General features: G+C 46.2%; 17 protein-coding genes, 10 tRNA genes and 1 pseudogene. 20 read left to right on the forward strand and 8 right to left on the reverse strand.

The genetic code is table 11. The features are described from left to right. Positions 1 to 78 precede the first annotated feature (78 nt). From QP794_RS25745 to glmS, 18 genes are all read left to right on the forward strand, one after another. Positions 79 to 151 (forward strand) — tRNA-Thr (locus tag QP794_RS25745). A 10-nt stretch (positions 152 to 161) separates the two neighbouring features. Beyond that, positions 162 to 233: transfer RNA gene (locus tag QP794_RS25750), tRNA-Glu, on the forward strand. 124 nt (positions 234 to 357) lie between these two features. Further along, positions 358 to 433 (forward strand) — tRNA-Val (locus QP794_RS25755). A 10-nt stretch (positions 434 to 443) separates the two neighbouring features. After that, positions 444 to 518: transfer RNA gene (locus tag QP794_RS25760), tRNA-Gln, on the forward strand. A gap of 15 nt (positions 519 to 533) precedes the next feature. Next, positions 534 to 606, forward strand: a tRNA-Lys gene (locus QP794_RS25765). A 10-nt stretch (positions 607 to 616) separates the two neighbouring features. Then, a tRNA-Leu gene (locus QP794_RS25770) sits at positions 617 to 698 on the forward strand. Between the two features lie 8 nt (positions 699 to 706). Next, positions 707 to 781 (forward strand) — tRNA-Gly (locus QP794_RS25775). Positions 782 to 801: 20 nt separating this feature from the next. Further along, a tRNA-Arg gene (locus tag QP794_RS25780) sits at positions 802 to 878 on the forward strand. 16 nt (positions 879 to 894) lie between these two features. Then, a tRNA-Pro gene (locus QP794_RS25785) sits at positions 895 to 968 on the forward strand. Positions 969 to 977: 9 nt separating this feature from the next. Beyond that, positions 978 to 1,048 (forward strand) — tRNA-Gly (locus QP794_RS25790). 571 nt (positions 1,049 to 1,619) lie between these two features. After that, positions 1,620 to 4,412, forward strand: a complete 2,793-nt coding sequence (gene ppc, locus QP794_RS25795) for a phosphoenolpyruvate carboxylase (protein WP_285079626.1) — start codon at positions 1,620 to 1,622, stop codon at positions 4,410 to 4,412. Positions 4,413 to 4,668: 256 nt separating this feature from the next. After that, the gene (sigW, locus tag QP794_RS25800; protein ID WP_285079628.1) at positions 4,669 to 5,235 is read left to right on the forward strand and encodes an RNA polymerase sigma factor SigW; all 567 of its coding nucleotides are present in this window, start codon (positions 4,669 to 4,671) and stop codon (positions 5,233 to 5,235) included. Positions 5,236 to 5,370: 135 nt separating this feature from the next. Then, entirely contained in the window at positions 5,371 to 5,985 is a 615-nt protein-coding gene (locus QP794_RS25805) for a zf-HC2 domain-containing protein (RefSeq protein WP_024631514.1), read from the forward strand. A gap of 392 nt (positions 5,986 to 6,377) precedes the next feature. Next, positions 6,378 to 7,217 (forward strand): diadenylate cyclase CdaA, encoded by an 840-nt coding sequence (gene cdaA, locus QP794_RS25810; RefSeq protein WP_024631513.1) that lies wholly within the window; start codon positions 6,378 to 6,380, stop codon positions 7,215 to 7,217. Further along, a complete protein-coding gene (locus QP794_RS25815; RefSeq protein ID WP_285079631.1) occupies positions 7,210 to 8,691 on the forward strand; it encodes a CdaR family protein in 1,482 nt (493 codons plus the stop codon). Before cdaA ends, QP794_RS25815 begins: the two co-directional genes overlap by 8 nt. A 73-nt stretch (positions 8,692 to 8,764) precedes the next feature. Further along, on the forward strand, positions 8,765 to 10,105 hold the full coding sequence (glmM, locus tag QP794_RS25820) for a phosphoglucosamine mutase (protein WP_079350259.1): 1,341 nt from the start codon (positions 8,765 to 8,767) through the stop codon (positions 10,103 to 10,105). Positions 10,106 to 10,436: 331 nt separating this feature from the next. Continuing rightward, positions 10,437 to 10,610: a hypothetical protein gene (locus QP794_RS25825; protein WP_285079633.1), complete on the forward strand. Its 174-nt coding sequence runs from the start codon at positions 10,437 to 10,439 to the stop codon at positions 10,608 to 10,610. Between the two features lie 244 nt (positions 10,611 to 10,854). Then, entirely contained in the window at positions 10,855 to 12,687 is a 1,833-nt protein-coding gene (gene glmS / locus QP794_RS25830; RefSeq protein WP_285079634.1) for a glutamine--fructose-6-phosphate transaminase (isomerizing), read from the forward strand. Between the two features lie 363 nt (positions 12,688 to 13,050). Here the strand turns inward: glmS and catA are convergent. The 3 genes and pseudogenes from catA to QP794_RS25845 all read right to left on the reverse strand — a co-directional run. Then, positions 13,051 to 13,702, reverse strand: a pseudogene (gene catA, locus QP794_RS25835) (type A chloramphenicol O-acetyltransferase); the annotation flags it as partial. 141 nt (positions 13,703 to 13,843) lie between these two features. Beyond that, on the reverse strand, positions 13,844 to 14,518 hold the full coding sequence (locus tag QP794_RS25840; protein WP_285079636.1) for a VOC family protein: 675 nt from the start codon (positions 14,516 to 14,518) through the stop codon (positions 13,844 to 13,846). A gap of 22 nt (positions 14,519 to 14,540) precedes the next feature. Continuing rightward, positions 14,541 to 15,422, reverse strand: coding sequence for a LysR family transcriptional regulator (locus tag QP794_RS25845; RefSeq protein WP_285079637.1), 882 nt, complete (start codon positions 15,420 to 15,422; stop codon positions 14,541 to 14,543). A 161-nt stretch (positions 15,423 to 15,583) separates the two neighbouring features. Here QP794_RS25845 and QP794_RS25850 point away from each other — a divergent pair, with 161 nt between their 5' ends. Next, the gene (locus QP794_RS25850; protein WP_285079638.1) at positions 15,584 to 16,771 is read left to right on the forward strand and encodes an MFS transporter; all 1,188 of its coding nucleotides are present in this window, start codon (positions 15,584 to 15,586) and stop codon (positions 16,769 to 16,771) included. Between the two features lie 57 nt (positions 16,772 to 16,828). On the opposite strand, the gene QP794_RS25855 is transcribed toward QP794_RS25850, so the two are convergent. Continuing rightward, the gene (locus QP794_RS25855) at positions 16,829 to 17,815 is read right to left on the reverse strand and encodes a helix-turn-helix transcriptional regulator (RefSeq protein WP_285079639.1); all 987 of its coding nucleotides are present in this window, start codon (positions 17,813 to 17,815) and stop codon (positions 16,829 to 16,831) included. An 88-nt stretch (positions 17,816 to 17,903) separates the two neighbouring features. Here QP794_RS25855 and QP794_RS25860 point away from each other — a divergent pair, with 88 nt between their 5' ends. Further along, positions 17,904 to 18,347 carry a VOC family protein gene (locus QP794_RS25860; RefSeq protein ID WP_024631504.1) on the forward strand — a complete coding sequence of 148 codons (444 nt, stop codon included), beginning with the start codon at positions 17,904 to 17,906 and terminating at the stop codon, positions 18,345 to 18,347. Positions 18,348 to 18,439: 92 nt separating this feature from the next. Here the strand turns inward: QP794_RS25860 and QP794_RS25865 are convergent, their stop codons facing one another. The 4 genes from QP794_RS25865 to QP794_RS25880 all read right to left on the reverse strand — a co-directional run bounded on the left by QP794_RS25865 (position 18,440) and on the right by QP794_RS25880 (position 22,860). Further along, a complete protein-coding gene (locus QP794_RS25865) occupies positions 18,440 to 19,219 on the reverse strand; it encodes a PHP domain-containing protein (protein WP_024631503.1) in 780 nt (259 codons plus the stop codon). A gap of 67 nt (positions 19,220 to 19,286) precedes the next feature. Beyond that, positions 19,287 to 20,114: an energy-coupling factor transporter transmembrane component T family protein gene (locus tag QP794_RS25870; protein ID WP_285079641.1), complete on the reverse strand. Its 828-nt coding sequence runs from the start codon at positions 20,112 to 20,114 to the stop codon at positions 19,287 to 19,289. Then, entirely contained in the window at positions 20,089 to 21,786 is a 1,698-nt protein-coding gene (locus QP794_RS25875; RefSeq protein ID WP_285079642.1) for an ABC transporter ATP-binding protein, read from the reverse strand. Before QP794_RS25875 ends, QP794_RS25870 begins: the two co-directional genes overlap by 26 nt. Positions 21,787 to 21,972: 186 nt before the next feature. Beyond that, positions 21,973 to 22,860, reverse strand: coding sequence for a DUF8171 family membrane protein (locus tag QP794_RS25880; RefSeq protein ID WP_285079643.1), 888 nt, complete (start codon positions 22,858 to 22,860; stop codon positions 21,973 to 21,975). Positions 22,861 to 22,863: the final 3 nt, after the last annotated feature.

Raw genomic sequence — 22,863 nt, forward strand, 5'->3', positions numbered from 1 at the left:
CCCTGATAGCTCAGTTGGTAGAGCACTCGACTGTTAATCGAGTTGTCACAGGTTCGAGCCCTGTTCGGGGAGCCATTTGCTCTCATAGCTCAGTAGGTAGAGTGCATCCATGGTAAGGATGAGGTCACCGGTTCGATCCCGGTTGAGAGCTTTGGAAATGGGGCCCGTTGGTCAAGGGGTTAAGACACCTCCCTTTCACGGAGGTAACAGGGGTTCGAATCCCCTACGGGTCATAGCTATATTTATTAGCTTAAAAAAGGGATGGGAATCCCAAAGGTTCGTCGGAGGATTAACTTCGTTAGCAACTGCTTCGCAGTCTCCGAATGAAGTGAGAGTATCCCCTACGGGTCATAGGATGGAGGCTTAGCTCAGCTGGGAGAGCATCTGCCTTACAAGCAGAGGGTCGGGGGTTCGATCCCCTCAGCCTCCACCACTTAACTTAATGGGGATTAGCCAAGCGGTAAGGCAACGGACTTTGACTCCGTCATGCATAGGTTCAAATCCTATATCCCCAGCCATTTTAGTTTTAGTTTGAGTCATTAGCTCAGTTGGTAGAGCACCTGACTTTTAATCAGGGTGTCGAAGGTTCGAGCCCTTCATGACTCACTTTTCACATGCGCGTGTGGCGGAATTGGCAGACGCACTAGACTTAGGATCTAGCGTTTCACGACGTGGGGGTTCAAGTCCCTCCACGCGCATAGGTTTTGCGGACGTGGCTCAGCGGTAGAGCATCGCCTTGCCAAGGCGAGGGTCGTGGGTTCGATTCCCATCGTCCGCTCCAATCTTTTTAAAGTTTTATATGCGCCCTTAGCTCAGCTGGATAGAGCGTTTGACTACGAATCAAAAGGCCGGGAGTTCGAATCTCTCAGGGCGCGCCATTATTTTCATGAGTATCGGGATGTAGCTCAGCTTGGTAGAGCACCTGGTTTGGGACCAGGGGGTCGCATGTTCAAATCGTGTCATCCCGATTTTTATTTGCGGGTGTAGTTCAATGGTAGAACTTTAGCCTTCCAAGCTAATAGCGTGGGTTCGATTCCCATCACCCGCTTCATGTTTCATTGAAAGGTCTCTGTTTACACAGAGGCTTTTCTTTTATTTATAGAAACAATACCTCATTATAATACCAATCTTCCCCTCTACTCATTTGATAAGTGTAAGTACCTCTAACCTCTTCATTATTTCTGCTAAAAGAAGCAAAAAATTATAAATACACTCTTTAATTTATTGCATCACTGTGATAAAGTATACAAAAGCTTGCTTTGCCTGTCATGTTTCTTTATGTTTCGTCTGGTTTGTAACAATGGAATAGTGCAGTATGAACCCAATCAGGTACAATGAACATTCTCAGTCTAACTGTATATTTATGAGGAAATAAGTATAGGTATGAGTTATTCAAATGATGAAAAGTACGTGAAAAGGGTATCATGCGACAGCATCTGACCATTAATCGAAGCAGAATAAGAAAATGAATAAAAAAGCGTGTTTTTGTGCTGTAAATCAGGGTAAATCCCCATTTTTACTAGTAGAAAAATAAAGATTTTCGTACCATTTTATTGTATGATGTTATGAAGGTGTCAAATTTACGTGTACGAATGGAACGATCAGATGGGAGGATAAGCATGACTGAAACTATGGTAACCGCCAGCAAAAGCCAATCCAACAACCTGCTTCGGCGAGACGTGCGGTTCCTGGGCAATATACTCGGAGAAGTTCTTGTCCATCAAGGAGGCACGGAGCTTCTAGATATCGTTGAGAAGATTCGGGAAACGAGCAAATCGTTGCGTGCAGAGTTCTTACCAGAACTTTATGCAGAGTTCAAAACGATGATCCAGGAATTAGACTCGGAAAATCGCCATCAGGTGATTCGAGCTTTTGCGATTTATTTTCAATTAGTTAATATTGCTGAACAAAACCATCGGATCCGGCGTAAACGGGATTATGAACGTTCTGCAGGAGATTCTGTGCAGCCAGGTTCGATTGAAAAAGCAGTACAGGATCTGAAGGAACGTGGACTGTCTCATACGGAAGTAGAGGATATTCTAGACGATTTATCGCTGGAACTGGTAATGACAGCTCATCCAACCGAAGCTATGCGTCGGGTTATTCTGGACATCCACAAACGGATATCCGAAGATGTCATGTCACTTGATAATCCTACGCTGACGTTGCGTGAACGTGAACAGTTGCGGGAGAAGCTGCTGAACGAAGTCATTACTCTATGGCAGACCGATGAGCTTCGTGACCGTAAACCGACTGTGCTCGATGAAGTACGGAACGGGATGTATTACTTTCATGAAACGTTGTTCCACGTACTTCCGGATGTATATCAGGAGCTTGAACGCTGCCTGAATAAATTTTATCCTGACCATGACTGGCATGTGCCGACGTATTTGCGGTTCGGTTCCTGGATCGGTGGAGACCGGGATGGAAATCCTTCGGTAACTTCAGATGTAACATGGCAGACCCTGTTGATGCAGCGTAAGCTCGCTTTGCGTGAGTATCAACGGATTATGATTGAACTTATGGGACATCTCAGCTTCAGCACGAACATCATCAGCGTATCGGATGAGCTGGTGCAGTCTATTGAGCAGGACCGTAGTTGTGTAACATTGAAAAAAGTGGATATGTGGCGGAACGAAAAAGGGCCATACCGCATCAAATTGGCTTACATGATTGCCAAGCTAAACAATGTTTTGGATGAGAACAAAGTAGGACAGCCAGACCGCTATGACAATGCTCAAGGACTGATGGATGATCTGATGATTATTGATCGCAGCCTGCGCCATCACTTTGCCGATTACGTAGCCGATACGACTATCCGCAAAATGATCCGTCAAGTGGAGCTGTTCGGATTCCATACAGCTGCATTGGATGTGCGCCAACACAGTAAGGAACATGAAAATGCGATGTCGGAGATTTTGGCGAAGATGAACATCGTAGAAGATTATGCTCGTCTGACGGAGGATGGCAAAATTGATTTGCTGGCTCGTTTGCTGGATGACCCTCGTCCGCTGACTTCCCCTTATCACCAATACACAGAGGGGACCAAAGAGTGTCTGGACGTATTCCGTACGATCAAGCGTGCACAGAGCGAGTTTGGGACCGGTTGTATCACAAGTTACCTGATTAGTATGACTCAAGGGGCAAGTGATTTGCTCGAAGTTATGGTATTTGCTAAAGAAGTAGGTTTGTTCCGCAAAGAACATAACGGTGAAGTGGTATCTACGCTTCAAGCAGTTCCATTGTTTGAAACGATTGATGATCTTCATGCCGCTTCGGAAATTATGCAGAAGCTGTTCAACCTTCCGGTTTACCGTGCAAGTGTAAGCGGGCGGAATGAACTGCATGAAATCATGTTGGGTTATTCGGACAGCAACAAGGATGGCGGGGTTGTTACAGCGAACTGGGAGCTGCGTGTAGCGATGAATGCCATTACCGCTGTTGGTAATGAACATGGCGTTAAACTGAAGTTCTTCCATGGACGCGGCGGAGCGCTTGGACGTGGAGGTATGCCTCTCAATCGCAGTATTCTTGCTCAACCACCACATACTATTGGCGGGGGCATTAAGATTACAGAGCAGGGTGAGGTTATCTCTTCCCGTTATTCCCTTCAGGGAATTGCATACCGCAGTCTTGAGCAGGCCACATCGGCTTTGATTACAGCTGCGCTGAACGGTCTGGAGCCGCAAGAGTCGGCATCGGAGCAACAGTGGGACAGCATTATCAAGGATATTTCCGAAGTATCCCTGACGAAATACCAGGATCTTATTTTCCGTGATCCAGACTTCTTTACCTTCTTCAAGGAATCGACACCGCTGCCTGAGGTGGGAGAACTAAATATTGGTTCACGTCCATCCAAACGGAAAAACAGCGACAAGTTCGAGGATCTGAGAGCGATCCCTTGGGTATTTGCCTGGACCCAGAGTCGTTATCTGCTTCCCGCATGGTATGCGGCAGGAACGGGACTGCAAAGTTACTATCAGGATAAGGAAGAAAACCTGACTGTCCTGAAAGAAATGTATGAAAACTTCCCATTCTTCCGTACACTAATTGATACGGTGCAGATGGCTGTTGCCAAAGCAGATCTGGTCATTGCGAAGGAATACTCGGCCATGACTTCCAATAAGGAAGCACGTGATCGCATCTATGGTCAGATTGAATCGGAATTCAAGCTTACCAAAGAGCTGATTCTGAAAATTACCGGAGAAGCTGAAATTCTGGATGATGTACCGGTGATTCAAGAGTCGATCCGACTTCGTAATCCGTATGTCGATCCTTTGTCCTACATGCAGGTCCAACTTCTGAGTGAGCTCAGAGACATGCGTGAGCGCGGCGAGGATGACACAGAGCTGCTGCGTGAAGTGCTGCTGACGATTAACGGTATTGCTGCAGGACTTCGGAATACGGGCTGATCGTTAAGCTGCTTAAGAATTAATGAAATGAATTTTACAGCCATGTAGACAGCAAAAAGCTTAATTCTTTCCTCAGCTTGGGTGAGAGATGAAACGGGACTCCTTCTGGAGTTCCCGTTTTTACTGTTTTTGGCGGATATTTTCCGGCACAGTCTTGATTTTTGACCAAAGTTGATTTACGATTTGATTGGTGAATTACAAGTGTGGACGGGTATTAGAAGGCGGAAGACCCATCAGCATGTCTGGGGGAATAAGGGTGGACAATTTGGAGAACAGGCTTGTTAAGCTGGTACTGAAAGGTGACCAGCGGGCCTTTGCAGAGATCGTTGAATTATACAAGGACAAGCTGTTTCATCTGGCATACCGGATGCTGAACAATCGTCATGAAGCCGAAGACGTTGTACAGGAGACGTTTTTGCGTGTGTTTCGCAATATGGAGAAGTATGATCCGAACCAGAAGTTCTCAACATGGATTTACCGGATTGCAACCAATCTGTGTATTGATCGTTTACGGCGGAAGAAGCCTTCTTACTCATTGGATGCAGAGCTGAATGATCAGGAAGGATCTGACGGTTATGCGATGCTTCCTAGTGATGATCGTACACCAGAGAGCGAAGCACTTTTGTCTGAGACACAGACACTTATTCGTGAAGCGATTGACAGTTTGCCGGTCAAGTATAAATCAGTCATGATTTTGAGATATTTACAGGACTTGTCGCTACAGGAAATCAGTGATGTGACAGGTATGCCCGTAACAACGATTAAGACTCGTGTTCATCGGGGTCGTGATTTTTTGCGTAAAAAACTGGAGTATAAGTTGTAAATGTAAAACGTCTTTATTTTGGGCGAAATTATTTGAAACATATCCGAAACGGATGCGTATGTAATGTATGCAAGTCTTATGCGTGCTTTTTGGCAATGCAAGGACTAAGTGATCTAAGAAAGGATTGGCTCTCATATGGATTGCAACTCGGCCGTCTCTTTAATGCATGAATGTTTGGATGAGTCGTTGTCCCCGGCCCAGAAGGTTGACCTGAAAAGTCACCTTGTGACCTGTCCGGATTGTCGCATGCGCTTTAAAGAGTTGGAACAGACGGAAATGCTACTCTTTGCCATGAAACACTATTCACCGTCTGCCTCGGATGAGCTGACCAATCGAATTATGAATGCTCTGCCCCAGCCCAAGAGACAGCAAGTATGGCTCAAATGGGTCAAAGGACATCCCGCGCTGACGGCGGCAGCCTTCTTTTTGGTCGTGATGCTCTTTAGCGCCTGGAATTTCTGGAATCAGAATAACGAAATGGTCGTTAAGGGAAATAATCTGGACCAGATCGTGATTGAAGGAAACACGGTTATTGTTCCGGAGGGTAAGTCCATTGCTGGCGATCTTACGATAGAGAATGGAACTGCCCAGGTGTACGGTGATGTAAATGGCAATCTGACGGTCATCGACGGACAGCTGTATCAGGCTTCAACGGCGCATATTTCCGGTCAGGTGAAAAGTATTGATCAGGCGCTGGACTGGTTCTGGTACAAAATAACCAATATGGTAAATGAAGTGGCATACCGCTAATATAGGGTGACTTCTTCAATGGTATATACCAAGCAGGGTACCTCCAGATTGCTGGGGTACTCTTTTTTATCTTATGAACTTTGTAATTTATGGGATTTGTGCTGTTTCTGCGCAGTTTGTGACTCCCGTAACTTGCAACCTGAACGTTAACGTTATAACCTAGATACTAAAGAGAACATACTACTACATATAGATAAGCATTTTGCATAAATTCAAAGGGCGTCCTTCAATCAGCAAAATATAGATCGAAATGGTTCAATTCGTTATATTTTGTGCCTGGGAACGAGCTTGAATCGAATGATGCAAAAATGCGAGATAAGGATTATTTAAATCCTAATGGGTTAATATGAGATCAGGGTTTACTCATCAATGGGGATAGCGGGGGCTGGCTTATGAACTATTTTGCTGACTTAACGTGGAAAGAGTCCATTAAGGACGTTATCGATATATTGATCGTTACCTATATTATGTACAAACTGATTTTGCTCGTGCGAGGCACCCGGGCGGTTCAACTGCTAAAAGGTATATTGTTCCTTGTGGTGATCTGGGCACTAAGTACGTGGCTAAATCTCTATACGCTCAAATGGCTGATGAACCAGATGTTTACGTTTGGTGTCGTTGCGGTCTTTATTATCTTTCAGCCGGAGCTTCGCCGTGGTCTGGAGCAATTGGGCCGTGGCAAGCTGTTTGGACGCTCGGCAGCGGCAAGTGACGAAGAATTAACGGTGTTAATTGGTGAGATCATTAAGTCCGTCAATTATTTGTCACGGCGAAAAATTGGTGCATTGGTTGTATTCGAACGCGAAACCGGCCTGAACGATTACACGGAGTCCGGGATCCAGATGCAATCACTGGTTAGCTCGGAGCTGATGATTAACATTTTTATTCCGAATACACCGCTCCATGATGGAGCCGTCATTATACAGGGCAAACAGATTTCGGCGGCAGCCTGTTATTTGCCATTGTCTGAAAATCCGTTTATCAGCAAGGAGCTGGGAACGCGTCACCGTGCAGCAATCGGGATTACTGAGGTGGCAGACGCGATCTGTCTGGTTGTTTCAGAGGAGACGGGTCAAGTGTCTCTTGCAATGAATGGACAGGTCGTCCGGGATATCAAGGAAGAATCGCTGATTGCCAAACTGTACGAAGAACTGCGTCCAACATCCAATCTAAGTAAAAAGAATGGTTGGACTACCTTCTGGAAACGGAAGGGAGGGCGTAAAAATGGATAAATGGTTTAACAATAACAATTTTGCGAAGATTCTAGCCTTAGCGGTGAGTTTGTTGCTTTGGTTCATGATACATCTGGATGAAGTACCAACTACGCCGACAATCTCAACTGGGACGACCAATAAGGTTGTGGAGCGTACCGTGCCTATTCAGCCCTATGGGCTCGACAGCAACTCCTACGTCCTTACTTCATTAAGTACGGATGAAGTACGTCTGGAGATTAAAGGGCAGCGCTCGATGTTAACTTCGATTTTTACGAATGATGATTATAAAGTGCTAGTGGATTTGAGTCAGGTGAAAGATGGGTCCAATACGTTACCGTTAGTACCCGATCTGCCTTCAGGAGTTGAAGTGGTAAGCATGGAGCCTTCCATGGTTACAGTCAACGTGGAAAAACTGGGCACCAAATCTTTCGACGTGAATATTGTACCCGAAGGAGAACCTTCCGCCGGATACAGCGCTGGAACGCCCGTTGTTGAACCTTCGGGTCCAGTAAAGGTAACTCTGCCGGAAGGGCAGCTTGACGCCGTAGCGAAGGTTCAGGGCAGTGTGAGCGTGAAGGATGCGAAGGATGACGTGGTTCAGAAAAAAGTGAAGCTTCAGGCATTGGACGCCGAGGGCAAGGTCATTGAAAATGCGATTGTTACACCAGAGACCGTTGAAGTTCGGATTCCGGTCAGGCAGCCCTATAAAACTGTACCCTTAAGAATCAAATATTCAGGACAACTGCCGGAGGGGCTGGTGCTCTCCACGGTTGAGCCAAGCGTGAAAGAAGTCTCGGTTTACGGTACAGAGGATGCTCTTGCGGGTATACAGTCCTACGACCAAGTAACCCTTGATCTTACACAGTTTGATGAGGCAGGAACGTCGACAGTTAACGTGGACTTGACGCCGCCTTCCGGTTTTGAGAAAATCGAGCCTAGTTCGATTCAGCTTAAGGTGACGGTATCGCCTTTCGATGAGCTTCAGGAGACGACCAAAGTCTTTCCGAACGTGCCCATTACGCTTACTGGCACCGGGAACGGGCTGGAGGGGACATTGGTTACTCCCAAAAGCGGTGGCTTAAATATTACGCTTAAAGGTTCTTCAACGATGCTTGAAGGTCTAAGTAGCGATGATATTAAGCTGACTGCGGATCTTGCTGGACTTACGGTAGGCACGCATGAAATAAAGCTTGAGGCTGACTTGCCTCGTTTTGCCAAACTGGATGAATCATCAAATGATCTGAGCGCTACCGTCAAGATTAGTGAAAAGGCTGATGATGCGACGGTTGCTCCCGGCGAGGATCCAAAGGATGAAGGGACGATAGGGCCTGATCCTTCACCAGTCGAAGTTGAGAATGGGGATACCGAAACTGCTCCTGGAGAAGAAGAACCAGAATCGAATACGGACAATCAGGAGCAGAGCGAGCAGGGGAATACCAATCGAGGTAACTCCAATAACAGCGGCAGCAGCAATAGTGGCTCCAACCCGTAAAAGAAAATGTTCAGTTCAAAATTTTAAAATAACGTTTATGCTCTTATATGATGCGAATAGAAGGAGTTAGATCATGGGGAAATATTTTGGTACAGACGGTGTAAGAGGTGTTGCCAATAAAGAGTTAACGGCGGAGCTGGCTTACAGCATCGGACGCTGTGGTGGTTATGTGCTTGCAGGTGGTGTGGAAAGACCAAAAGTGGTTATCGGTATGGATACCCGTATCTCGGGGCTGATGCTGGAATCCGCACTGGTTGCAGGTTTGCTATCCATTGGCGCCGATGTAATTCGTCTGGGCGTTGTATCCACTCCTGGAGTGGCGTATATTGCTCGTCTGCTTAAGGCCGATGCAGGGGTAATGATCTCGGCTTCCCACAATCCGGTTGAGGATAACGGAATCAAATTTTTTGGCGGAGATGGCTTCAAGCTGTCGGATGAGACGGAGAACCGGATCGAAGAACTGATGGATGCAGAAACAGATCAATTGCCGCGTCCTGTAGGTGGTGGTTTGGGAACCGTAACCGTGGATGAAGAATCCCGTTATCGTTATTTGGACTATCTGAAAACAACGGTAAATGAGTCGTTCTCAGGACTCAAAATTGTTCTGGACTGCGCTAATGGAGCAGCTTATGAGCTGGCACCCAAATTGTTCAGAGAACTTGGTGCAGAAGTCATTGCTATAGGCGCTGAGCCTAACGGCCTGAATATCAATGAGCAATGCGGGTCAACTCACCCGGAGAATTTGAAACAAGAGGTGCTGAAACATAAAGCCGATCTGGGTCTTGCTTTTGACGGGGATGCGGATCGTCTGATTGCTATTGATGAGACAGGTGCTGAGGTTGATGGTGACTTTATTCTGTGCATCTGTGGTGATGCGATGAATCGTGCAGGCAAGCTGAAAGACAGTACTGTGGTATCTACCGTAATGAGTAACATCGGATTCTACAAAGCAACGGAGAAACTGGCACTGAAAACAGCGAAGACTGCCGTAGGTGACCGTTATGTGATGGAAGAAATGCGCCGTGGGGGTTACAACCTGGGTGGAGAGCAGTCCGGTCATGTTATTTTCCTGGATTACAATACAACAGGCGATGGCATGCTGACAGCGATTCAGCTCGTGGATACCTTGAAAGCTTCCGGTAAAAAGCTGAGTGAACTTAAGGCGCTGATGACCCAGTACCCACAAGTATTGGTGAACGTGCGTGTTGAAGATAAGAGCAAATACGAGGGCAATTCTGCCATTGAGCAAGCGATTGCTACAGTAGAGCAACAGCTGGGCGATAATGGACGTGTACTTGTACGGGCATCCGGGACCGAATCCCTGATCCGTGTTATGGCGGAAGGACCAGATAAGAATGAACTTGAACAATTCGTGTCTCAAATTGCAGATGTAGTACAAAAAGAACTGGTATAGGAAGTATAGGACCTGATCGATAGGTCTTACAGACACAGTTGTTTCAAGGGAATCACTGTCTCAAAAGGCTTAATCTAACAGGGGTTATGCCAAACAAAACCATATTCCTACGTCCCGGCCTAGTGAGACCATGGGTCTGTTTATCGGGTCGGGATTGTGGGTAAATATGCCGAAATTGTCACAGGTACTTTGCTCCATTGCAAAATGAACCTGACGTGCATATAATGAGTGGAGTCGTCATTCAGACACAGAAAGTGAGGATCGTAAGGTACTAGTTACACAAGCGCCAGAGCTTGAAGTTGCGCGGGAAGGATTTTGATCGGTACGAATCTTGAAGTATAAGAGACTACTGAGCAGGATCGACGGCAATCAAGCTGACGAGGTGGAGGTGTTCGGATTGTTCGGCGGGGACCTCCCGGTGATGCACCAGAACCGTAAACCGGATTGCGGAAAATGGATGGGTGACTGTCCACACAACGCGCCGGTAGGTGCAAGAATCAACTAAAATTCAAATGAATGTGCGCGAAGAGCGTGAACAAAGCGCGGACGGGAAAATGATGTACATTCATGATTGCATCTAATAACAGCTTATGACTGCGGAGCGGCAAAAGGCTGCTCTGATCATTGATAATTGAATAATTGAAAGATTTCATGATACGTTAGGCAATCATTTTCATTTTTCTGATATGCCGTGCCAGCCTGTTTCTCTTCGTGACACAGTATTCATATACAATCGGAGGAAATAAACTATGTGCGGTATTGTTGGATATATTGGTAATAAGAACACTCAATCGGTATTGGTCGAAGGATTGAAAAAGCTTGAGTATCGTGGTTATGATTCTGCAGGTATCGCGGTATTCACACCAGAAGGTCTGCAAATCACGAAAGCTCTTGGTCGTCTTGCGAACCTTGAGGCTAAGCTGGATGGTGCACCACTGGTAGGTAATGCCGGAATTGGACACACACGTTGGGCAACTCATGGTAAACCATCTGATGAGAACTCTCATCCACACACGGATGGAAGCCAGAAGTTCTCTGTTGTGCATAACGGTATTATTGAGAACTACCTGGATCTGAAGGACGAATTGATGGCTCAAGGTCACACGTTCACTTCTGAGACAGATACTGAGGTTATTTCTCACCTGATCGCACGTGAATACAATGGTGATATCGTTAAAACAGTGCAAAAAGTGATCACGTTGTTGCGTGGTGCATTCGCACTGGGTGTATTAACAGAGCATGAGCCTGAGAAACTCGTAGCTGTGCGTCAAGCAAGCCCATTGATTATTGGTATTGGTGAAGGCGAGAACTTCATTGGTTCCGACATCCCGGCAATTCTGGAACATACACGTAACGTGTACATTCTGAATGATGGTGAAATGGCTGTATTGGCACATGATGCTGTCGAATTGATGACGATTGAAGGTAACTTTATTTCTCGGGAAATGATTCGTGTCGATTGGGATGCTGTAACCGCAGAAAAAGGCGGATTCGAGCACTTCATGCTGAAAGAAATTCATGAGCAACCAAAAGCATATCGTGATACAATGCTGGGTCGCATCGATAATGAAACCAAAAAGGTTCAACTTCCTGAGTTGAAAATGACTGAAGAGCAAATTAAAAATATCCGTAACGTTCAAATCATTGCTTGTGGTACGGCGTACCATGCGGGTCTGGTTGGACGTACTGTAATTGAGCAATTGGTGCGTATTCCGGTAGAAACAGATGTTGCTTCCGAATACCGCTATCGTTCCCCGATCGTGAGCAAAGATACACTTGTAATCGTAGTGAGCCAATCCGGTGAGACAGCAGATACCCTTGCTGCACTGCGTGAAGCACAGTCGAATGGTGCGCATGTACTCGCCATCACTAACGTTGTGGGCAGCTCCATTGCACGTGATGCAGACGATGTAATCGCAACGCTGGCAGGACCGGAAATTGCAGTAGCCTCCACCAAAGCGTATACTTCGCAATTGATCGCGTTCAACCTGCTGGGTCTGTACCTTGCGCAAGTTCGTGGAACACAAACAGCAGAAGAAATCGCGCACACGCTGGCAGCAATGCAAGCTCTGCCTGAGCAAGTGGAATCCATGCTGGAGCAAGCGGAAGCCATTAAAGGATATGCAGAACAAATCTCCAAACATGAACATCTCTTCTTCATCGGCCGTGGTCTGGATTATGCAGTAGCACAAGAAGGTTCGTTGAAGCTGAAAGAGATCTCTTATATTCACTCCGAAGCGTATGCTGCGGGTGAGTTGAAACATGGTACGCTCGCATTAATCGAGGACGGTATCCCTGTCATTGCTCTGGCAACACAGGAGAACGTTCTGGAGAAAACCGTGAGCAACATCAAAGAAGTGAAAGCACGTGGCGCAGACGTACTGGCAATTACGTACGAAGAGCACGTAGCACCATTGCTGAAATCTGTTGACCAAGCGTTTGCTATTCCTAAGACGCTGCCATTGCTTAGCCCGGCTCTGTCCGTTGTAGCATTGCAATTGCTTGCATACTACGCTTCCCTGGCACTGGGCCACGATGTGGATAAACCACGTAACCTGGCGAAAAGCGTAACGGTAGAGTAAGGGATAGACTTTAATTTCAAAGATGACAGACAGATGAAAATAAAGTTCTATATACACCGAGAAAATAAAATGTTAGACTGGCGATACTTTATTTAGCTAGCAGGCAAGTTAGTGACATTAGAACGGGGCTGTCCCATAAGTCATAAAATGGCTAGGGACAGCCCCGTTTTTAAATTGTAAAGCAAAAAGAAACCGTTCCTTGGTAAATGGAGGTACACCCAACCATTTGAAAAGAATGATGGAAAAGCATAAACGGGACGAAGCAGGATAGACCTTTGCTTCGTCCCGTTTGAACATATCAGGTTAGTACTCTTCATCGATATGCATTTTTTAAGAGCTTGTGAGACATCTCATTTTCTAATTATTATAAAAGCCAGTCATTAGATCTATCTGCGAATTCCTGTATAGAGTTCATAAACAATCCTGTATGATAACCATCACAAACCGAATGATGGACTTGTAAAGACAACGGTAAATATATTGAATTACCTTCCTTATTGTATTTTCCTGCTGTAATAATGGGCAGAAGATAATTACTATTATTATTGATATTTAAGTTGAACCCAGTAAATGAAGTCCATGGAAGAATAGAAATGGAAAAAGTATATTCAGGTATAGGTGTTTTGGGAAACAATTTCCCGGAACCTTGATATTTCTCTACATCGGAGAGGTAAAGATCATAAAACTCTTTGAAGTCATTCTTTCCAGTAGTCCAAATACCAGAGAATGTTTCAGATACACTATCAAAAATCGTATACAGTGGGTCTAACTTATCCCAATAACCTAAATCTCCCTCGCTATTGTAACCAGTTCTAAAAGCTGTATTTGAGTTTATCACACTTGTCACTAAGAAAATTAATGAAGGATAAAATTTATATCCTATTTGTTTAATGTTTTGGTATAAAACACTAATATCAATTTCTGTGGTTATGCTAAAAGTCGTTTGTTGGTTCAAATAATGATTAAATATCTCTTTTCTATTCCAATTATCTATGTCAATTTTATTAAAGTTCATTTGATAGGCCTCCTAATTTTTTCTAAAGTGAAATTAGGAGGCTGACTTGTCTGCTTTCTTCATTAGAATCAATCCTTTTTTAAGAGTCCCTATTATTGTATCATAAATATTTATTTGAAAATCAACACACGAATCTCTAATTTAATTCGAAATAATAGAGTACACATCATTTTGTATCCGCATCCCCCCAGTCCGTCCAGTTTCAACCTTTACCTCAGTTGCAAAAACACCAGGCATACGCCCGTCTGGGAACCAGGGCAGCTCTTTGTCGATGACAATAAACATACCTTCTGCGTCACCGATGGGGGCAAATTGCTTTCCGTCTCCGGCAAAGGGTTCAAGTTGATACTGTCCATTCATTGTACTTATTGTATTGGGTACATCATCGACAGGCAGACCAATCTCGCTAATGCATAGTAGCTGCCTAGAATCAAAGGTTTCTTCGACTGCATTATCCAACGAATGGTGAGCGATGAACTCCATTAAATTGCCGCTAGGGTCATAAAAATAGAAAGCTGTTGCATCCCAGTAGGGGAAGTAGAACTCATCCTTATCATCTTTGGAAAGCAAAGAGATGTTTCGATCTTGAACCCAGTTCTTGGCTGCAGCGAGTTGGTTTGTCGGAATTGTAAATGCCACATGATAGAATGGCTTATCCTGTTCAGGAGCTTGCTGAAATGAAAGAATCGAACCTCCTGTGCGGAAGGATACAACCGTTGTATTCTCCTTCAGTAGCTCCAACTCCAATAACGTACCGTAAAACTGCTTCATGGCCTCCATTTGATCTGTGAGCAAGCCCACCTCTTTTATTTGCATTCAAGTCACTCTCCCTCTGAACTTATCCTTGATTAAAATAATCAACGGTTTTCTCGATAAATGCCTTGGCAGATTGGGTCAGGTAACGGTCGGACCGATGAATGATTTCAAAGTGGCGGTAAGGAGCATCGTCCGTAATTCGAATGATGCGAAGTGTTGGTTCATTCATCGCCTTGATGAGTGGATAGGGCAGCACGGTTCCGCCAACGTTAGCTTTGACCAGACTAATGATGGAGGTAGCCGAGCTTGTCTCCATAATCGTATTCAGGGTAAAACCATATTTCCGGCAATAGCCATCAACCAGTTCTCGGCCAGTGAACCCTTCCGGAAACATTACCGTTTGAATATCGCGCAGTTCCTTAATTTCAATCACATTTCGTTCAGCCCAAGCGTGGTTCTCAGAAACGACGAGTACATATTCTTCACTGCATAAAGGGATGCGGACAAGACGGTCATCAGGAGCAGTCGTTAGCTCGATACCGATGTCTACTTCGTTATCCAGCACTTGATTCAATACATAAATCGAAGAAACAACCTTTAATTTGACCTTGGGAAAACGGGAGTGAAAATTAACGAGCAATGGAGTGAGGCGGTAGTCCAAATCGGACGGAAGGACTCCAATCACCAGCTTACCTCGCTGATCATTGCGGAATTCAGCTAACGCATCCTGGGTATTCTGTAAATGGCGAACCATTTGTACACAGTGCTCTAGGAACAGCGTTCCCGCCTGGGTCATCACAATCTTTTTGCCCACCCGGTCGAACAAGGGGACACCCAATTCATCCTCCAAGGCTCGAATCTGTTGACTTAAGGTAGGTTGAGAAATGCCAATTCTATCTGCTGCTCGTGTGAAATGGAGCTCTTCACAAACGACGATAAAGTTCTCCATTTGACGGATTTCCATATACATTCCCTCTAATCATTGATTTTTATAATCATTTTAATAGAAACTATTGTATTGTTCAATCATTATAATACTTCTATACTAGTCTTGCACCACAAAAAGATCTACAGCCTGGATCATTAGTGAATGCAACTATATAACAATACATGAGGTGATCCATAGTGAAACTGTTTTATATCGCCCTGGCGCTTATTCTGGCTTCATTGAATTTGCGACCATCCATTACATCCATTTCTCCATTAATGAGTACCATACAAAGTGATCTGGGTATAAACGGAATTACCGCAAGTCTGTTAACTACGCTTCCCGTATTATGTATGGGCATATTCGCTCCATTTTCCGTAAAGTTAAGCAGGAGGTGGGGGAATGAGAGTGCGATCGTGTTGGCTTTAATTCTCATTGGAGTAGGTACGGCACTGCGGTTGTTCGTGGGTGCAACGCCTCTGATGATGTTTACTTCTTTTCTATCCGGAGTAGGGATTGCATTGGCAGGTCCGCTGTTGTCCAGCTTTATCAAGCAGTACTTCCCTACGCGAGTTGCTGCCATGGTGGGTATCTACTCTACAGCAATGGTTGTGGGAGCCAGTATTAGTGTTGGGTTATCCGTTCCGCTTCAAAAAATTCTGGGTGGGTCGTGGAAAGGTTCACTTGCGCTGTGGGCATTACTTGCCGTCATTGCTTTGCCGATCTGGGTGAAATTAGCCTTGTCAGCTAGAAAGGTTCGACAATCCGGGCAGATTTCTGCCCTGAACGTTGAAGCTCTTCCGGTGAAAAATAGTCGAGCATGGATACTGACGTTGTTCTTTGGTTTGATGGCAGCGATTTTCTATTCCTTAACGGCCTGGCTTGCACCCGCGATCCAAAGCCAGGGATATACGAAAGAGACTGCTGGCAGCATCCAAACTTTATTTACGTTGATTTCATTACCATCTACTTTGTTGATTCCAATGCTCGTCCATCGATACCAAAGACGTGTGTTCTGGCTTGTAGGGTGTGCGTTAATGGAGTTAATTGGCGTCTTGATGCTGAACCTGTCCGTCAGTCCTTGGCTGGCCGCGATCCCACTCGGCATTGGTGCAGGGGGACTGTTCCCAATTGCATTGATGCTGCCTATTGATGAGACGAATAACGCTCAGGAAGCCAGTGCATGGTCAGCGATGACTCAATCCGGCGGCTATATTCTGGGCGCGCTTGGTCCGCTGGGGATCGGCTGGCTACAAGATGCCACGGGCAGCTTCATCCAAGCGTTCTATGGTCTGGCTATCATCATTGTGCTGCAAATCTTGGTTCAGTTAGCGATTGGCAATAAAAAAAGCTCTCCAGCGGTTCATGATAAACGAAAGTCCTGACCGCCTAATGATCCAATGTAAAATCATTAGTTTAACTTATATCATTTGTAGCGATAACTAAACATGATCGAGCAAATCCAGATAGTGCTGTCTTAAAGACTCTTTTAATGTATCGGGTTCCATGATCTTGATGGATTTGCCGAAGCTTGCGAGATAACGAATGATGAATTCAATCTCATGGGCTTCATACGACCCGACAAGAGTCATCTCTCCAGAATCGTTGATAAGCTGCATGGAAGGAAACTGTTCTTGCTGGAACAGCTCGATCCCTTTTTCATTAATCAGACATTTGAATAGGATGGCGTCTTCTGATGGTTTCCATAACGAATGGGCATCCTGTAGATTCAGTTCATTAATATGCGTTATAGGTTCGATGTCTGTCATCTGAGGTGATATGATACGGTCACAGCGGAACACACGGTACGCCTGTTTACCCAGATCATACGCTTGGCAATACCAGTAGCCTTTCATGGCATAAAGGGCAATTGGCTGAATGGTGCGGATACTAGGCCTAGGGTTTGGTTTGTCGGGATTAGAGCTGTGATGTGGGTTGCTACTGCTGCGAATGTTCTGATATGTAATCTGTATCACTATATTCTGAACAGCAACCATCAATAGAAACTCCAGATGCTCACTATCCCGGATTTGCTCGGTGTGTCGGAAAGAGACACGATGCTGGATTCGCTCGATATCCTGTCTCTGGTTTTCGGAGAGGGCGCTTAAAAACTTCTCGTGAATGGAACGAAAAGATACCTGAAAGGGCAAATTGGTAAAGCTTCGCAAAGCCTGCATGGCAAAGTAGAGGGCATGAAGCTCACTCGTATTAAACGAAATAGGTGGCAGCTGCATCTGCTGAAGCAAACGATAACCGCCGTAACGTCCGTACTCAGCATAAATAGGTGCACCGATTTCCTCTAATGACGCGATGTCTCTTAATGCGGTTCTCTTGGATATCTGAAACTCCTGCATAAGATCTTGCAGGGTGAAGTGTTGTTTTTGATTGATAAAGCGCAGCATCTGGTTCATGCGTTCTGATTTTTTCATAAAAATACCTCTCAATGGTGCCATATGTTGGCACCTTTTATCGTTATAGTAAACAGTGTAATCCAAACAAACGAAGGAGGCAATACAGATGAACTTTGAAGTGATCCCGTTTCTGTCGATGAATGGAGACGCTGCGGCAGCCATTGCTTTTTATGAGAAATACCTGGGTGCTAACGTGTTGTTTAAGAAAAATTATAAAGAGATGAAGGAAATGAACCCGGGGTTTGAATATCCTGAAGGCCAGGATGAATACATTACACATTCGGTGCTTCAGATCGGGGTAAACAAATTGATGATTGCTGAGGAGGAAATGGATAGGGAGCGGCCATGGCAGTTGGGAAACAGCACTTCACTATGTATTCAATCGAAAGACAAAAGTACAATGACTGAGCTGTATCATTCTCTTGTGCAACATGAAGAGGTTACGGTGCTGGTGCCTTATGAACAAAACGAGTTTAGTCCAGGGTATGGAATTGTCCGTGACCCGTTCGGAATCGTGATTCAATTATGTGTGACGGTGCATGATTTTTAATTAAGGAAAAATGAATCCGTAATGAGCCTGGAGGATGTATATCCTTTGGGCTCATTACGGATTCGTTGGACGTTGTAGTTTTTCTCTAAACTCTAAACTTCCTGCAAACGTGAGGCGTCCAGCTTGGCCAGACGTTTCATCACTTTCTTAAGCATCACGGAGGCTTTGACGCGGAGGGGAAGGTCCGGGGAGATTTCGATGCTGTACGCTCCGGCGAGAATCTGCTCTTTGAGCTCGGCAACCGATGCGCATGGACGATCCAATACATTGAATACACTGCCGTATTGCAGGCATTGGTGGGTATCACTTCCGGCAGTGACTGGTTTGCCGAGGGACTGGGCGAATGGATCAACCTGATTGCGGCACGTCTCGATGCCGTATTCATACATGTCCTTGGCGTTCAGATCAAAGGCGTCCAGACGTCCCAGCAAATCACGATCCAGCTGATACAGCGGAGTGGATTCGCGGAAAGGGTGTGCGCCAATCTTGAGCAGGGGCCAGGCTTCGGCCAAATCCAGCAGTTCGGCAAAAGGAATGAAAGAACCTTTGGCCGTATATTGCTCCAGGCCGCTGCGGACGGCAAGGATATGTTCTTTTTGACCCATCAGCAAAATATGTCCAGTCTCCTGAATGTCCACTTCCATGCCGGGAAAAATGCGCAGCCCGTCTGCATCATAGTACTCTCCGTTATAAGGATAGAGACGATCCAGTGTCTCGTAGACATCGTAGAAGTTGCGTGTATTAAAATGTTCGGTTAGCGCGAGAGCTTCGAGCCCGCTGGCTTTTGCTTCGCTGACCATTTCGGTGAAGTAATCGACCGAGAAGTCAGAGTTTTTGGATAGTTTACCGTGTGTATGAAGATCAATACGCATAGAAGACACTCCTTTATTCCATGAATGGTTAATGATATGAATTTGAATTACAGAATTTCATTTTGGATTACAGTATTTCGTAATGCCCACCGAGCCAGAACAGCAGTGCAGCATAGATGGCCGATCCGGCGAGAAATCCGAGGTCACGCGAGGTGATTTTCAGATGGGCCAGCTTTAGACGTTTGGACTCGGGATGCTTCATGCCGTACGAGAAACCACGTGTCTCCAGTGCTTCTACGGTTGTACGGGAACGCTTGGCGGTAGCCAGCATTAGCGGGAAGAAGGACACAACGAACAGCTTCATATAATAAACAACAAGCCGCCAATAGAGCCATCCGTGCCGGGAGGGAACCTGACCCCGTAGTCTGTAGGACAGCATGATATTGCGGAATTCACCGAACAGCACCGGCAATATGCGGTAGGCATAAGAGAGGCTGAAGGAGAAGGTTGCAGGCATGCCGAGCGCAAGTAATCCATCGCCAATGCGTTCCGGGTCCATGCCCGAAAAGACGGTGATACTCGCCAGTGAGACGATGGACAGCTTCAATGTCAACAGCAGCAGAGGGAATGCAGATTCCAGATTGCCACCGAAAAACAGCGAGATGATGAACATCCATCCGACTTGACCGATCAACCCCAGGCAGAGAATGATAATGATAAAGGGTGCGGCTCTGGACAATATGGTGGTAGTCACCATCAACAGGAACATGCCAAGCAGCACAGTCCCGTTATGAACAAACCAGGGAACGATGGCAAAAAAGAGATACCAGATCAGCATGGCACGGGGATCAATCCGCGACAGGCTGGCATGCCCGCTGCCATATACGGTATTCATCAGCTCAAGCTGAATGCGTTCAATGGAAATTTTGTCAAACCAGTTGCGGACAAGCTGCATGATGCGCATCCTCCTTGGTGATTGATTGATTCAACAGGCTATCAACAAAAGCCTCGGTTGTCGGTGAAAGTGTTGACAGTCCCATCCGGTGCGAAAGCTCCATGATCTGTGTAAGCGCAAGTCCGGAGCGGCGCAGAAGGGATTCATCTGCAAATACGTCCGCAGGTGTACCGTCTGCTTCCACCTGGCCATTGTGAAGCACGATAACACGAGTAGCCCATTGGGTAACCAGCTGCATGTCATGCGTGGCAATGATGGTTGTTCGTACATGCTGATCCAGCTCATCCAGCACACCGATCAGTTCTTCGCGGGTGGCGAGGTCCAGATTGGCGGTGGGTTCATCCAGCAGCATGAGTGAAGGCTTCATCGCTGCACCAATGGCAAGTGTGACCCGCCGTTGTTGTCCACCACTGAGAAGTCGTGCATCCCGCTCTTGCAGTGGAGTAAGGCGGAAACGCTCCAGTACGTGTGCAATCTGCTGCTCAGCTTCAGGGATGCGCCGGTTTTTCAGGAAATACGCGACCTCTTTGCGGACACTGTCCTCGATAAACATTTCGGAAGAGTTCTGAAAAATATAAGCTACCTTGCCCGCTAGCTGCTCCAAAGAGGAACGGTGGGTTACCTCACCCAGAACACTGACGCTGCCTTCCTGTGGTAGGCTAATACCAGCCATCAGCTTCAATAATGAGGATTTGCCTGCACCATTGTTGCCAATTAAGGCAATCCGTTCTCCTTCATGGAGTGAAATATTAACACCGCGAATGACCTCATGTTCTTTTTTGCCCAGACCTCTGTAACGCAATCGGGTCTGATGAAACTGCACAATAGGAATCAATGGTTCAGCAGCCGAGGCAGGCGTTGGACGCTCGGTATTCACAATCCCATTGGAAGTATCGCGTGCCAAGGTTGAATAAGATGAATGTTCATTTTGCAAAGAATCGAATGGAATGGACGAGTAATGCTCGGCAAAATAAACCTTAGCTTCTTCCACAGTGACCGGGAAACGTTGGGCTGAACCTGAGAGGCCTGCCTCTTTTTTTGCTCCCTGCGATAACTCAGCAGCCTGAATAGCTGCACGTGTCACCTCAGGAGGCTGAATGCCAAGCCGCTCCAAATCGGCGATTCGATTCAAACCTTCCTTAACCGGAAGATTCCACAAGACCCGGCCCTTGTCCATCAGGACCACATCCGCACAGAAGTCAGCGATAAATTCAGTATGATGTTCAATGACGATAATCGTCTTGCCATATTCGGTATTCAATCTGGAAAGGCACTCATAGATGAGTCTTGCATGCTGCGGGTCAAGCTGTGAGACAGGTTCATCCACGATCAGGATATCCGGGTCGAGCGACAGAGCTCCAGCCAGAGCGAGCAGATGTTTCTGACCACCACTCAACTCCCAGATGTATCGATTATGAATGGCATCCAGACCACACATAGCAAGTGCACGTTCGCCGAGCTCCCGATAGTTGGGCAGTCCGTAATTGAGAGGTGCAAAGCAAGCCTCGTCCAGGACGGTAGGCCGCACGAGCTGATTGTCGAAGTCCTGATAGACGTAGCCGATCTTTCTGGACAGGTCTGCAACACTTCGGCCCTCGGCAGGTACGCCAAGCACATGGACTTCACCCGAGAAGTCACCCGTATAGAATTGGGGGATAAGGCCGTTGAACAACTTGCACAGGGTGGATTTGCCGCACCCGTTGCCCCGATAATAGCTGTGAAACTGCCTTGCTGTAGTTCTAGCGAAGCTCCGTTCAGGACAGGCTCTTCCGAGCCAGGATAGGTAAAAATGACATTTTGAATGGAAATGGCGGAATCCGGTGCAGTAATAAGGTCAGATGTGGGTAGGACATTATGCTTATGCATAGGGTCTGGTCTCCGTACCTGGGCCGCCCTTGTTCTTGTTGCGTCTTGCCCGCATGATTAAAAGTGTTACTACGGCGACCAGGGTCGCAGCACCGATGCTGATCCAGATCGAAGCAGAACCGTACTGATCTTCGTAATCCGTCTCCCACACTGCGAAATTGATGTCCATCTCTGACAGAGATTCCGCGCCAAAGGCCACTGCGAGCAGCAGCACACCGATGAGGATCAATTTTGGACGAAAGAAGCCAACGCCTTCATATTTCATACCTGGATTACGGGGCTTGATGCCGAGCAGCGGTTCAATTTTGCCGTAGAGCAGAGGAACCAGATACAGCGTCGGTAGAAGAGCGAACAGAATACCTGAGAACAGTACGTCATTCAGAAAGCCAACCCCTTCGATCAGTACAACACTTTCCGCAAGTCCAGGAACTGCTTCCAGCTGCTCTACACCAATCCACACTTTACCGATATCCACCAGTGAACTGAGGAACTGATGAATAATGACTCCCGTCATAGCTGCGATTCCAACCTGTCTGCGATTGCGAGGGTCACTGACCATACGTCCTGCCACATACATGGCAAAGGAAAAGGTAATAAATTTCTCCAGCTCGCCCAATCCGCCGAATTGACCCAGCATCAGCTCACCGAAGATCACTTCGCCAAGAGCTGCACCAAGAGCGGCAATCATAGGGTGAAACAAAATGCAGAGTGTCAGCGGAATGAAAGCAAAATATTCAACAGACAATTCAATGGGTCCCAGCTGAAGCTTGGGAATAAGCTCTGTGAACATGTTGGACAAGCCGTACAGTGACATGGAAAGCACAAATACCATCATTTTCTGTGAAGACGTCAGCGTATAACGCTCAGTCATCTTCTTCATCGT

Source organism: Paenibacillus sp. UMB7766-LJ446 (assembly GCF_030226665.1).
Lineage (GTDB): Bacteria > Bacillota > Bacilli > Paenibacillales > Paenibacillaceae > Paenibacillus > Paenibacillus vandeheii.

Bases quoted from the DNA above. Each gene is read 5' to 3' on its own strand.
- ppc (WP_285079626.1), top strand. From the start codon at position 1,620: ATGACTGAAACTATGGTAACCGCCAGCAAAAGCCAATCCAACAACCTG.
- QP794_RS25805 (WP_024631514.1), top strand. From the start codon at position 5,371: ATGGATTGCAACTCGGCCGTCTCTTTAATGCATGAATGTTTGGATGAG.
- cdaA (WP_024631513.1), top strand. From the start codon at position 6,378: ATGAACTATTTTGCTGACTTAACGTGGAAAGAGTCCATTAAGGACGTT.
- QP794_RS25815 (WP_285079631.1), top strand. From the start codon at position 7,210: ATGGATAAATGGTTTAACAATAACAATTTTGCGAAGATTCTAGCCTTA.
- glmM (WP_079350259.1), top strand. From the start codon at position 8,765: ATGGGGAAATATTTTGGTACAGACGGTGTAAGAGGTGTTGCCAATAAA.
- glmS (WP_285079634.1), top strand. From the start codon at position 10,855: ATGTGCGGTATTGTTGGATATATTGGTAATAAGAACACTCAATCGGTA.
- QP794_RS25840 (WP_285079636.1), bottom strand. From the start codon at position 14,518: ATGCAAATAAAAGAGGTGGGCTTGCTCACAGATCAAATGGAGGCCATG.
- QP794_RS25845 (WP_285079637.1), bottom strand. From the start codon at position 15,422: ATGGAAATCCGTCAAATGGAGAACTTTATCGTCGTTTGTGAAGAGCTC.
- QP794_RS25855 (WP_285079639.1), bottom strand. From the start codon at position 17,815: ATGAAAAAATCAGAACGCATGAACCAGATGCTGCGCTTTATCAATCAA.
- QP794_RS25860 (WP_024631504.1), top strand. From the start codon at position 17,904: ATGAACTTTGAAGTGATCCCGTTTCTGTCGATGAATGGAGACGCTGCG.
- QP794_RS25865 (WP_024631503.1), bottom strand. From the start codon at position 19,219: ATGCGTATTGATCTTCATACACACGGTAAACTATCCAAAAACTCTGAC.
- QP794_RS25870 (WP_285079641.1), bottom strand. From the start codon at position 20,114: ATGCAGCTTGTCCGCAACTGGTTTGACAAAATTTCCATTGAACGCATT.
- QP794_RS25880 (WP_285079643.1), bottom strand. From the start codon at position 22,860: ATGAAGAAGATGACTGAGCGTTATACGCTGACGTCTTCACAGAAAATG.